This window comes from Vibrio sp. FE10 (assembly GCF_030297155.1).
GTDB classification, from domain to species: Bacteria; Pseudomonadota; Gammaproteobacteria; order Enterobacterales; family Vibrionaceae; genus Vibrio; species Vibrio apostichopi.
Genome location: NZ_AP028068.1, coordinates 1922012 through 1934837, shown reverse-complemented (window position 1 = coordinate 1934837; position 12826 = coordinate 1922012). Strand labels below are relative to the sequence as shown.

The following is a 12826-nucleotide window of genomic DNA, read 5'->3' as shown; positions in this document are numbered from 1 at the left end:
CAGTACAATTGATGGCATAAAAAACTAGATAGAAAAATCATGTATTTAAATGCAGAACTTTTCGGTCTCAGAACTATTGTATGCAGTTAGTAGGTAGGTTTATGTCAGAGAAAAAATGGTTGCAAGTAGACAAGGCTTATACATTCTTCCTTGAGAGTTTTCAATCTGGACACGAGTTCACGTTAGATGACTTAGCTGAAAAGACAGGTTGGAGCGTATCTACAGTAAAAACGTATTTACGTAAAAAATGGGTTTCATTGCTGGAGCGAAAGAACAATGCTTATAAGGTCACAGAAGTTATCACAACTTTCAACTCAACTACTTTTCGCCAACACCAAAGCCAAAAAGATGAAGTAGATAAGTACCTTCACCAGATTATGTTAGAAAAGGCTATCTCAGCGTGTATTTCAGCGATAGAAATATACAACAAACCTAATTTTCAGCATCGAGAAGAGACTTTCTCAATTCTAATGACAAATGCATGGGAACTTCTTTTAAAGTCAAAGTTGGTAAAAGATGCTGGTGACAATCCTGAGTCCATCCATATTTTTAACAAGGCGCAAGTTGTAATATCCCCAAGTGGTAACCCTAAAACGATTTCATTGGGAGCTGCCCTGAATCGTTTATTAGCTAATGGTTCTATCCCAAACGTAGTCGGAGATAACATTCGATTGTTAATGAACATCCGAGATGATTCAGTGCATTTTGTCTGCGGTGATCTTGAATTGAGCACTAATATCCAAGAAATTGGTACAGCTTCACTGAAAAACTTCATGACTCTTGCTATGAACTGGTTCAACCATGACTTTAGTCGGTACAACTTCTACCTTATGCCTGTATCATTTTTCCATCTTTCAGATGTTGCTAGTTTTAGCGTGGACAGTGAGGTTAAGTCAAACCTCCTGAAGTATCTGAAAGATATCGAGAAAGACCATGAGCATGAAAAAGATGCAAACTTTGCTATATCGTTGAAACTTCATACTAAGCTGGTAAAAACGACAAATGATGAAGCGTTACAAGTGCGTCTAACTAATGATCCTGATGCTCCGGAAATTGTTCTTTCCGAAGAAGATGCTCTGAAAAACTATCCACACGATTACTACGAGCTGCTAGAAATAATCAAGGCACGCTATACGAACTTTAAGCAAAATAAAGTCTTTCATGACCAAATGAGGACGCTAAAAGCTGAAGGTGAAAGGTACTGTAAATTGCGCCGATTAGATCCGGACAACCCTAAAAGTATTAGTAAAACTTTCTATCACAACAGGGTCATCGACCAATTTGACCAATGGTACGAAAGGGCACGGGTGAAGTAAGCATATAACAAACGACTATGGCGCCAATATCAATTTGGCGCTATCTAACCCTTACTTAACCATCACTTCTTAGCTTCCTACTGCCACAAAGCCAACAGAAACACAAATAACCCAATCCCAAGCGTTACTTTTAGAAGCAGGCCAAGAGGGGCTCCACCTTTTGGCGCTTTGTTACAACACCCCATAATCATTTCCTAATCGAGCGTGAATTTCTTTTCACCTTAAACCTTTCCCTTACGGTAAGGTCAATGAGTTTATAAAATTTAATCAACTTAACCTATCTTATCGTGTTGGATTCGTTATGATAAATTCAAATTCTGCGATTAGAAGTGAGAGGGTAAGTTGCTGATAGAAAAGTGGTTAGAGATTGATGGTGACCAGCTTTATTGCTTGTCGACTGACATCAAAGAGTCTCAGGAAACATTAGTGTTAATTCATGGGTTGGGTGAGTCACATTTATGTTTTTCCGACGCGTTAGATTGGCTCCCGAATTACAACTTAATCATGTTCGACCTGTGTGGTTATGGCTATTCTCCTGCTTCAAATATATCCCACTCAACAGAAAGCCAAGCAAAGCGAATGTTGAAAGCACTCGACCAATTGAGCATCCATGATTGTTTTCTGCTTGGGCACTCTTGGGGAGGTGATACATCGACGTTGGTTTGTGAATACGACACGAAAGGTATCGTGCGTGGTTTCATTAATGCTGAAGGCGGGTTGCACGAAGAAAGCATCATCCTATCCCAGATTATTGCAGACACATATTCTGAACTAAGTACTGACGAATTTACGAACTGGGTGAAAGGAGAAGGTTTCGCAAAACGTTTTGCCATGGCGTGGGGACACGGAGCGGGTGTTAAGTATCTTTCGTCAGTTAGACGGTGTGAGCCAGAGGTTCTTGGTCAAACCGCCAGTGAAATCTACGGGCAACATGCGACTCAAGATATCCGTGGCGTGGTTGGCTGTGGGCAAATCTACGAAAACTTATCCATACCTAAAGTATATTTTTGGGGTACTGACAGCCTAAAGGGGTGTGAACGTGCGAAAGCGTTTATTAGTACGCTAGACAATGTTTCGTTTGAGGGGGCAAACCACTGGGTGCAAAACGACCCTGCCAAATTCTATGAAGAGGTAGATAAGTTTATTACTGGCGTTACAAATAGAACAAAGCTTAGATATTGAATAACGATAATAGAAAGCTAATATGTGGATTGCTGGTCAGCTTGATCGATCTTTGCCTCTCACCTTGAAATGATTGATTCTCCAAAAACAAAAAAGCGAACCAAGTGGTTCGCTTTTGTTTATCTAATATCTACAAAAATTAGTCTTCGTAGTTATCGATGCTTGGGCAAGAACAGATTAGGTTACGGTCGCCGTATACGTTGTCTACACGGTTAACAGTAGGCCAGTACTTCGAGTTCTTCGTTGCTTTCGATGGGAAGCAAGCCAGTTCGCGAGAGTAAGGGCGATCCCATTCTGCGCCTGAAAGGTCAACTTGTGTGTGCGGTGCGTTCACTAGAGGGTTGTTGTCTAGTGGCCATTCACCGTTTTTCACTGCTGCCATTTCGTGACGGATTGCGATCATCGCTTCACAGAAACGGTCTAGCTCTTCTAAATCTTCTGATTCAGTTGGCTCTACCATTAGCGTGCCAGCAACTGGGAAAGACATAGTCGGTGCGTGGAAACCGAAGTCCATTAGACGCTTAGCAATATCTTCTTCGCTGATGCCTGTATCTTCTTTAAGCGGACGAATATCGATAATACATTCGTGCGCTACGCGGCCGTTAGTGCCACGGTAAAGAACAGGGTAGTGAGGACGTAGTTTCTCCATCACGTAGTTCGCGTTCAGAATCGCAACTTTAGTCGCGTCTGTTAGGCCAGGTTCGCCCATCATTGCGATGTAAGCCCAAGAGATAGGTAGGATTGAAGCACTACCTAGATCTGCAGCTGATACCGCGTAGTCAGAACCTTGTACACCGTTTTCGATGTGACCTGGTAGGAAAGGTGCTAGGTGCGATTTAACACCGATAGGACCCATACCCGGACCGCCACCACCGTGTGGAATACAGAATGTTTTGTGTAGGTTCAAGTGAGATACGTCTGAACCGATGAAGCCAGGTGAAGTTAGACCTACTTGAGCGTTCATGTTCGCGCCGTCTAGGTAAACCTGACCGCCTGCTGCGTGTACTTGTTCACACACTTCTTTCACTTGCTCTTCGTATACGCCGTGCGTAGAAGGGTAAGTGATCATGATGCTTGATAGGTTTTCTTTGTGCTTCTCGATTTTCGCTGCTAGGTCTGTCATGTCGATGTTGCCATCTTCATCACACTTAACAACCACTACCTTCATTGAAACCATTGATGCTGTTGCAGGGTTAGTACCGTGCGCAGAGCTCGGAATCAGACAAACGTTACGGTGAGCTTCACCGCGGCTTGCGTGGTAACGTTGAATCGCGATTAGACCCGCGTATTCACCAGATGCACCAGAGTTAGGTTGTAGTGAGAAATCGTCGTAGCCAGTGATTTCACATAGCTTCTCTTTAAGATCTTTCGCTAGCGCAGTGTAACCCGCTGCTTGATCAAGAGGTGCGAATGGGTGAATTGAACCAAACTCAGGCCATGTTACTGGAATCATCTCAGCAGCAGCGTTCAGCTTCATCGTACAGCTGCCCAGTGGGATCATGCCGTGCGTTAGTGAGAAGTCTTTGTTCTCAAGCTGTTTTAGGTAACGCATCATTTGCGTTTCGCTGTGGTGCGTGTTGAATACTGGGTGAGTTAGGAACTCAGATTCACGACGGCAGTTTTCTGGAATTGCTGCAAACTCGTTTGATGCAATGTCAGAAGATAGTGCTTGAACGTCTTCTTTCACGTCGAAGATTGCGAACAGTGCATTCACGTCGTCGATCGTTGTTGTTTCGTCTAAGCTGATACCGATTTTACCCTTAAGAAGGCGAAGGTTGATGTCTGCTGCTTGCGCTTTCGCGTACAGTGCATCTGTCTTCTCTTCAGAGTTGATCGTGATGGTATCAAAGAAGCTGTTGTTTGTTAGCTCGTAACCCGATTTAGTCAGGCCAGCCGCTAGGATAGCTGTCATGTGGTGTGTACGACGAGCAATAGTACGTAGGCCTTCTGCACCGTGGTAAACCGCGTAGAAAGACGCCATGTTTGCTAGAAGTGCTTGAGCTGTACAGATGTTCGATGTCGCTTTCTCGCGGCGGATGTGTTGCTCACGAGTTTGCATTGCCATACGTAGCGCTTGGTTACCGTGAGTATCGATAGATACACCGATTACACGACCTGGCATTGTACGCTTATGCTTTTCACGAGTACCCATGAATGCAGCGTGTGGACCGCCGTAACCCATAGGAACGCCGAAACGTTGCGCTGAACCGATTACTACGTCCGCGCCCATTTCGCCCGCAGGCTTAAGTAGAGCAGAAGCAAGTAGGTCAGTAGCAACCGTTACCAGTGTTTTGTTTGCTTGAGCTTTCGCAATGATGTCTGTTAGGTCACGAACTTCACCCGTTGTACTCGGGTATTGAAGAAGCGCACCAAATACGTCTTGCTCTGGAAGTGTTTCAAGAGCACCAACCATTACTTCAAAACCGATGTACTCAGCACGAGTTTTAACAACTTCTAGTGTTTGAGGGTGAACATCGTCAGCAACGAAGAATACTTTGCTCTTGCTTTTGCCAGCACGCTTACACAGTGTCATAGCTTCGCCAGCCGCTGTCGCTTCATCAAGAAGGGATGCGTTCGCGATTTCCATACCTGTTAGGTCCATTACCATTTGTTGGTAATTGAGTAGAGCTTCAAGACGACCTTGAGAAATCTCTGGTTGGTATGGTGTGTAAGCTGTGTACCAGCCTGGGTTCTCTAAAACGTTACGTAGAATAACGTTTGGAGTGAATGTGTTGTAGTAGCCTTGGCCAATGAAAGTACGTTTCACTTGGTTTAGGTTAGCGATCTCTTTAAGAGAGGTCAGCATGTCCATTTCGCTCAGTGGCGCAGCAAGTGTCATTGGTTTTTCAAGACGGATTTGTGCAGGAACTGTTTCGTCGATCAGTGCGTCTAAGCTAGTCGCGTTGATCGCATCAAGCATTTTCTGCTGGTCTGCTTTATTAGGGCCGTTATGACGAGCAACAAACTCGTTTTGAGTACCCAAGTCTTTTAGTAATTGGCTTTGAAGTAATTCAGTCATGATATGTTCTACTTTCTCTTTGGAGCCGTGAGCTAGCCCCTAAAATTAAGCTGCTCTAAAGAGCAGCTTTATCGTAATGAGGAACCTATTAGTCTTCTTCGATAGAGCTTAGGTATTCTTCCGCATCTTTAAGGTTGTTTAGTTCAGACGCATCAGACATCTTCACTTTAACAATCCAGCCACCTTCATAAGATTCTTCGTTAATTAACTCAGGGCTATCTTCTAATTCTTCGTTGATTTCTACGATTTCGCCAGAGATTGGTGCGTAGATATCAGAAGCTGCTTTCACTGATTCAACTAGAGAGAAGCTTTCGCCAGCTTCGATTTCGTCTCCAGTGTCAGGCAGGTCAACAAACACAACGTCACCTAGCATCTCTTGAGCGTGCTCAGAAATACCGATAGTTACAGTACCGTCACCGTTGTCTTTTACCCACTCGTGGCTGTCTGCAAACTTTAGTGTATTGTCCATTGCTTATTCTCCAAAAATTTATGAGGTTTTAATTTAAATCTTAAAAACGGTTTAACGATAAAGAGGGAAGCGTTTGCAAAGCTCTTTAACTTGCTTGCGAACACGTTGCTCAACTTCAGCGTTGCCTTCAGGGCTTTCAACTAAGCCATCAAGTACATCGCCGATCCATTCACCGATAAGTTTGAATTCTTCAGTGCCAAAACCACGACTGGTTCCAGCTGGCGTACCTAAACGAATACCCGAAGTAATCATAGGCTTCTCTGTGTCGAATGGTATGCCATTTTTGTTACATGTGATCCCTGCACGCTCTAATGCTTCTTCAGTTACGTTACCTTTCAAGCCCTTAGGACGAAGGTCAACCAACATTAGGTGCGTGTCTGTTCCGCCAGTCACAATGTCACAACCGCGAGTTTGCAACACTTCAGCAAGAACTTTTGCGTTGTCGATCACTGAATCAATATAAGTATTAAATTCTGGGCCAAGTGCTTCGCCAAACGCCACTGCTTTAGCCGCGATAACGTGCATTAGTGGGCCGCCTTGAAGGCCAGGGAACACTGCAGAGTTGATCTTTTTGTTGATGTCTTCGTGGTTCGTAAGAATCATACCGCCGCGTGGGCCACGAAGTGTTTTATGCGTTGTTGTTGTAACAACGTGTGCGTGTGGTAGTGGGCTAGGGTGAGCACCTGTCGCGATAAGGCCTGCTATGTGTGCCATATCGACCATTAGGATAGCGCCAACTTCGTCAGCGATTTCACGGAACTTAGCGAAATCGATAACGCGTGGGATAGCACTACCACCAGCGATAATCATTTTAGGTTGGCTTTCGATAGCTAAAGCGCGAACCGCTTCGTAATCGATTTCTAGAGTTTCGCGGTCTACGCCGTATTGAACTGCGTTGAACCACTTACCAGACATTGCAGGACGTGCACCGTGTGTAAGGTGGCCACCTGCGTCTAGAGACATGCCTAGGATAGTGTCGCCAGGTTGAAGTAGGGCAAGTTTAACTGCACCGTTTGCTTGAGCGCCTGAGTGAGGCTGTACGTTTACGTATTCGCATTTGAATAGTTGTTTCGCACGTTCAATCGCAATCGCTTCAACTGTATCTACATGTTCACAACCACCGTAGTAACGGCGACCTGGGTAGCCTTCAGCGTATTTGTTTGTTAGGCAAGTGCCTTGAGCTTGCATTACTGCTTTAGAAACGATGTTCTCAGAAGCAATAAGTTCGATTTGTTCATTTTGACGAGTGTTCTCTGCTTGGATGCCAGCAAATACTGCATCGTCTGTTCCAGATAGGTTCGTAGTGAAAAAACTGTCTAAGCTATGGTTTTGGTAAGCGTTCATTGTCGAGACCTTTCATTAAGCTAATGGTGATTGTTTTTATAGTCCATTAGGTCTTACGTTGATTTCTGCATCGGTATCGTTTGCGCTATATAGGTATAGATAAACGTGAATTGCGTTATAAATATACTCTTACAGCGTCTAAGCGATCGTTGTAGGGTCAATGCAGCACGAATTGTTTCCCAAAAAGTTCGGGTAAAAAACAGCTCTTACAAATGTTAAATCTATCATTTGCTGCAAGCTGAAGTAGCATCTCTTCATCTAACAAGTCGATAACATAGCTCCGATAAAATCAATTTTCAACAAAAATTTCCAATAGGAAACAACTTTTCTTGTTTTGCTACGGGGAGCACGCTTTATTTCTCTGTGTGCTCTTTAATCAACAAAGCGCTTCATGCAACAATGAAATTAATAGACAGGAAGCAAGAAATTAATGAGGGACCTATGTCAGAAGACATTTATGATGAGTACCCATCTTTAACGTTGGCGAAGGAAACGTTAGACCAGAATATTGAACCACTTAGGCTTGGCCAGCGCATTAAAGATATCCGCGGCAAGCTTGGGATTACGCTAGAAGAAGCAAGCCAAAGAACTGGCTTGGCGCGTTCTACGCTCAGCAAAATTGAGAACGAACAAATCTCGCCAACCTTTCAGGCTATGCAAAAACTTGCGATGGGTTTGCAAATTGATATGCCTCAACTCTTTGAACCACCAAGGAAAAAAGTTGCAACAGGACGTCGTGACTTAACCAAGGCTGGCCAAGGTAAACCACACCCAACACCGACTTATGAGCATGAGCTGCTTGCCACTGAGCTGTCTAATAAGAAGATGATGCCGTTCAAGAGCCGCGTGCGAGCGCGTACTTTTGAAGAGTACAATGATTGGGTTCGCCACGACGGGGAAGAGTTCTTAATGATCATCTCTGGCGATGTGATGTTCTACTCAGAATTCTATGAACCCGTACCGATGAGTGAAGGCGATAGCATGTATTACGATGCCAATATGGGTCATATGCTTATCTCGACCAGCGCAGAAGACGCGCTCATTTTGTGGGTGACTGCAAAATAAATTAACAATCTCAGAATTTCTTATAGTGAATGCAAACGTTTGCTTTTGTTTCGAACGTTAGACAATAGACGCGATATTGGTGTGATAATCATCAATATCGCGTTTTTGTATGTACCGAATAATTGTTTTTAAATTGTTAAATGTCACATTTTGAGCTGTTTGACTATTGTTAAGGGTGTAAAACTGACGCAGGCTTGTTTATTATAGTGAACACGGTTTACTCATGTTGATTGAAGTTTACTGAAGTGAATTCTTAGAAAGTGACTTGTAGAGCTTTTGTACAGCTAACCTGATTTATCAAGCTAACGATATAAGCCTATATAAAAGACATCACTTTTTACTATCTACTGTTTCTAAGGTTAAGACGCCAAGGTTACTGACGCGAATACGCTGAGGTGACTAATGATGAAACTTATCGTTAGAAGCGACTCTAAATAGAGATATAAGCGGCAGACTCGATTTGGAAAGCCTGCAACGCTTCATGGAGAAGAAAATGACTCAAGAACACGCTAATCAAGACCTACTAACAACACCACTGCATGCACTTCACGTTGAAGAGGGTGCAAAAATGGTTCCTTTCGCTGGCTACGATATGCCAGTTCAGTATCCACTAGGTGTAAAGAAAGAGCACTTACACACTCGTGATGCTGCCGGTCTTTTTGATGTTTCTCACATGGGGCAACTTCGTCTTCATGGCGCGAACGCAGCTGCTGTCTTAGAATCTTTGGTTCCTGTAGATATTATTGACCTTCCTTCTGGTAAACAGCGCTATGCGTTCTTTACTAACGAGCAGGGCGGCATTATGGATGACCTGATGGTTGCTAACCTAGGCGATCACCTGTTTGTTGTTGTGAATGCAGCATGTAAGACACAAGATATCGACCATCTAACTGCGCACCTTCCAGCTGACGTAGAAATGGAAGTGATTGATGATCGCGCTCTATTAGCACTTCAAGGCCCTAAAGCGTCTGAAGTTTTAGCTCGTTTCCAACCAAGCGTTGCTGACATGCTGTTCATGGACGTTCAAAAAGTTGATATCGACGGCGTTGAATGCATCGTGAGCCGCAGTGGTTACACAGGTGAAGATGGCTACGAAATCTCAGTACCGAACGATCACGCTGAAGCGCTTGCTCGTAAACTAACATCAGAAGCAGAAGTAGAGTGGATCGGCCTTGGTGCTCGTGACTCACTTCGTCTTGAGTGTGGTCTATGTCTATACGGTCATGACCTAGATACAACAACTACTCCAGTTGAAGCTAGCCTTCTATGGGGTATTCAAAAAGTTCGTCGTACTGACGGTGAACGTGCAGGCGGCTTCCCTGGCGCTGATATCATCCTTGAGCAAATCGCGACTAAAGATGTTCAACGTAAGCGTGTTGGTCTAGTGGGTCAAACTAAGGCTCCAGTACGTGAAGGCGCTGAGCTGTTCGATGCTGAAGACAACAAGATTGGCGTTGTAACAAGTGGTACAGCCGGCCCTAATGCTGGTAAGCCAGTTTCAATGGCTTACGTTCGTACTGACCTAGCTGCGATCGGCACTGAAGTATTCGCTGACGTTCGTGGCAAGAAGCTACCAATGACAGTAGAAAAAATGCCATTCGTACCTCAACGTTACTACCGTGGCTAATCTCTTTTAAGAGAAACCACCAAGTTTAACCAAAAGCCTATTGTTTGCTTCTCTGTATTGAGGAGTTTAACGGTAGGCTTTTTTGTTTTTCGTAACGTATAAAACTTAAGATGATGAGCTGAGGTAAGTTGTTTATAAATTCGTTTATAAAATGAGAGATGTGGCCATATCGTTACAAATACTTACTATAATGATGATTAGTACGTGTTATGGTGGCGATTCATTAATTTTGTAAATAAGTAGTAGGGGTTACAAGGAGTTATCTATGAATGAGAACCATACAATGAGTCCGGTTCGTAAGACCGTTCTTGGGCTTTTAGCGCCATTAATCTATACATCAAGTGTTATGGCGACAGAAAACTCGATCGAAAGTACTCCTGACGCGAGCGTAACACCTTATATCGTTAATGGTAGCAATGCTTCGGTAACTGAATTTCCTTCAATGGCGAGCTTGTTCATTGATCGTATTGATTATGATGGTGTTTACTCTACAGGCCCTTACTGTGGCGCGACCATTTTAGATAACTATCATGTGTTAACGGCTGCTCACTGTATCTATGATGACGAGAATGCTCAACTTTTCACTGTAGTTGTTCCGCAATTACAAGATACCTCTTTATTCCCAAGTGGCGGTGTCCAGAAAGTTCGAGTATCTGACGTTTATTATCGTAGTGACTATTCAGACCTCGAAGCCAATCTTTTGCCGAACGATATCGCTATTTTGAAGTTAGAATCATCTCTTGGTTTGACTTCATCCTCAGAAACTCAAATTCCTGATTTCGAAACATATCGCGATATCAATAACAGTTTTGTTGCAGTAGGACACGGTAATACAAAATCAGGAGAGGACAGCACTACTTTGTTGCAAAAAGTAGACCTGACATATGTTGATACTCTTAATTGTAAAGCTGTCTTCGGTCCGTTAGTCACTGATAAACAAATTTGTTTCAATGGTAATGGACCGGATAATGGCCTATACGGTGGTACATGCCAAGGCGATTCCGGTGGTCCGGTATTTTGGAAAAATGGCTCTACATATGAACAGGTCGGTATAACGAGTTTTGGACCGACCACTTGTGGTGCTGGCATCGGTGTTACATCGGTATTTACAGAGATATATGACTATAAAGATTGGATAACTGATGTGACTAATGGAGTAATCGATAGCGCTGAAACTGTCCAATTTACCGCGACAGAAGCAAAACGAGTTGCTGTTGCTGGTAGAAGTTCTTCAACTGGCTCTGGTAGCAGCGGTGGCAGTGTGTCATTTGGTTTGCTAGGTATGCTGATGTTGTTCGCGGGTCTTAGAAAAGCCGTGTTACGTTAGAACTTCAATGTTTTGAACAAGTCGACGCTTTATCTAACTATAGCGTCGACTTTTTTATCTCTGCAGGTTTATCTGTTTAGTCATTTACCCGCTTAGTTACTTAGCTGCTTAGTTCTACAACCGCTTTTCGGCTGTACCTTTCTAGAATCTCATCCATTTCTTTTATTGCATCATTGATGCTTTTGATACCACCTTGCGCGACACCTTTTTCGCTTGGGTTTAATGCAGAAAAAGCCCGTTTTAATTCCTTATCTTCCAACATGTTCCCGTGCAACAACACTTCTTTATAGGTGAGTAGCCTATGCTGTACCGCGATAATTTGACTGCGGGTATTCTCTGATTCTAAAGCGTGCTTTATGCAAGGAAATGCCAATGTATAACGATTCGCAATTTCCAATTTGACGTCTTTGTTATTCGCAATTTGCAATTTCTATTATTTCCCAACACTTGAGTAATCAAGTTTACTAGCCTGCACGTCCACGACCGATCAAAGTGTGAAAGTTTATGAAACGTAACGTTTTTTAATAATCGCATAATATGCCTTTGATGGCGTATGTAAACCGTTACGAGTCAATATGGTCTGCTTCTTGCTGAATTTAGGTCATAACTGTCTAGTTAGGAGAAGCTCATGTCACAAGAGCCCATCGTCATGGCGCTGATTGAGCGCAGGAAGCAAGCCAATTTGTCGCAAGAGAAGTTAGCCTCAAGTGCAGGAATGAGTTTAAAAACCTATCAACGTATTGAGCGAGGGGAAGCTGACATCAAAATGTCTCAGTATCGTTCTATAACAAGAACCTTAAAAGTGACGGATTTGGATGTCGTGCTAGATATTGTTGGTGCAACGCAAGCCACGGCGGAAGATGTTGCAGCTGTCAGTCGTTTACTGACCAGCGAAGAGAGAATGTTGTTGATCAAACTGATTTTGTCGGTCAAAAAACAGCCGTAGCGATTTGGTCTAATCGGTGTCGTCTTTTATTTAAATAAATAGAGTTAGAGCGGTTGTTTCATGGGTGACGTGGTCACTGGGGGACATGAAACAATTATTCTACTCTTCCACGCAGTTGTTTGGTGGTACTTCTTTGCTTCTTACCTTCTAAACGTCTTTTCTGAGAGCCACGCGTCGGCTTAGTTGCTCGTCTTACTTTTTGAACCTTTGTTGCTTCCAAGATCAGTTCTTTCAAACGCACCAAAGCATCATCACGGTTTTGTTCTTGAGTTCTATACTGCTGCGCCTTAATGATAATCACGCCATCTTTAGTAATACGGCTATCTTTGTGCGATAGGAGTTTTTCTTTATAGAAATCAGGTAGGGTGGAGTGCTTGATGTCAAAACGTAAATGTATCGCGCTCGATACTTTATTGACGTTTTGGCCGCCGGCTCCTTGTGCTCTGATCGCGGTTAACTGAAGTTCCCAGTCTTGAATCGAAACAGAGTTAGATATTTGTAACATAAACTTCCATTTTGAACGGTAATATG

At 43.3% G+C, this 12826-nt stretch carries 11 protein-coding genes; 6 read left to right on the top strand and 5 right to left on the bottom strand.

The annotated features are described in order from the left end of the window. Window positions 1–101 precede the first annotated feature (101 nt). Together QUF19_RS25370 and QUF19_RS25365 are read left to right on the top strand one after the other, a co-directional pair. The gene (locus tag QUF19_RS25370; protein WP_286300953.1) at window positions 102–1316 is read left to right on the top strand and encodes a DUF3644 domain-containing protein; all 1215 of its coding nucleotides are present in this window, start codon (window positions 102–104) and stop codon (window positions 1314–1316) included. A gap of 342 nt (window positions 1317–1658) precedes the next feature. After that, entirely contained in the window at window positions 1659–2498 is an 840-nt protein-coding gene (locus QUF19_RS25365; RefSeq protein ID WP_286300951.1) for an alpha/beta fold hydrolase, read from the top strand. A 139-nt stretch (window positions 2499–2637) separates the two neighbouring features. Here QUF19_RS25365 and gcvP read toward each other — a convergent pair whose 3' ends face one another. The 3 genes from gcvP to QUF19_RS25350 all read right to left on the bottom strand — a co-directional run bounded on the left by gcvP (window position 2638) and on the right by QUF19_RS25350 (window position 7330). Beyond that, a complete protein-coding gene (gene gcvP / locus QUF19_RS25360) occupies window positions 2638–5517 on the bottom strand; it encodes an aminomethyl-transferring glycine dehydrogenase (RefSeq protein WP_286300949.1) in 2880 nt (959 codons plus the stop codon). Window positions 5518–5605: 88 nt separating this feature from the next. Next, the gene (gene gcvH, locus QUF19_RS25355; protein WP_004730871.1) at window positions 5606–5986 is read right to left on the bottom strand and encodes a glycine cleavage system protein GcvH; all 381 of its coding nucleotides are present in this window, start codon (window positions 5984–5986) and stop codon (window positions 5606–5608) included. A gap of 51 nt (window positions 5987–6037) precedes the next feature. Next, the gene (locus QUF19_RS25350; RefSeq protein WP_017105928.1) at window positions 6038–7330 is read right to left on the bottom strand and encodes a serine hydroxymethyltransferase; all 1293 of its coding nucleotides are present in this window, start codon (window positions 7328–7330) and stop codon (window positions 6038–6040) included. A 441-nt stretch (window positions 7331–7771) separates the two neighbouring features. Here QUF19_RS25350 and QUF19_RS25345 point away from each other — a divergent pair, with 441 nt between their 5' ends. The 3 genes from QUF19_RS25345 (at window position 7772) to QUF19_RS25335 (ending at window position 11349) form a co-directional block, all read left to right on the top strand. Beyond that, window positions 7772–8395, top strand: coding sequence for a helix-turn-helix domain-containing protein (locus tag QUF19_RS25345; protein ID WP_017105927.1), 624 nt, complete (start codon window positions 7772–7774; stop codon window positions 8393–8395). A 493-nt stretch (window positions 8396–8888) separates the two neighbouring features. Beyond that, window positions 8889–10022 (top strand): glycine cleavage system aminomethyltransferase GcvT, encoded by a 1134-nt coding sequence (gene gcvT, locus QUF19_RS25340; protein ID WP_029223675.1) that lies wholly within the window; start codon window positions 8889–8891, stop codon window positions 10020–10022. A gap of 265 nt (window positions 10023–10287) precedes the next feature. Beyond that, window positions 10288–11349: a S1 family peptidase gene (locus tag QUF19_RS25335; RefSeq protein ID WP_286300932.1), complete on the top strand. Its 1062-nt coding sequence runs from the start codon at window positions 10288–10290 to the stop codon at window positions 11347–11349. Between the two features lie 100 nt (window positions 11350–11449). Here QUF19_RS25335 and QUF19_RS25330 read toward each other — a convergent pair whose 3' ends face one another. Further along, a complete protein-coding gene (locus QUF19_RS25330) occupies window positions 11450–11776 on the bottom strand; it encodes a hypothetical protein (protein ID WP_286300930.1) in 327 nt (108 codons plus the stop codon). 201 nt (window positions 11777–11977) lie between these two features. On the opposite strand from QUF19_RS25330, the gene QUF19_RS25325 reads away from it, so the two are divergent. Beyond that, complete coding sequence (locus tag QUF19_RS25325) at window positions 11978–12295, top strand: helix-turn-helix transcriptional regulator (RefSeq protein ID WP_102434922.1); 318 nt, start codon at window positions 11978–11980, stop codon at window positions 12293–12295. A gap of 94 nt (window positions 12296–12389) precedes the next feature. On the opposite strand, the gene arfB is transcribed toward QUF19_RS25325, so the two are convergent. Continuing rightward, window positions 12390–12800, bottom strand: a complete 411-nt coding sequence (gene arfB / locus QUF19_RS25320) for an alternative ribosome rescue aminoacyl-tRNA hydrolase ArfB (RefSeq protein WP_286300928.1) — start codon at window positions 12798–12800, stop codon at window positions 12390–12392. Window positions 12801–12826 lie beyond the last annotated feature (26 nt).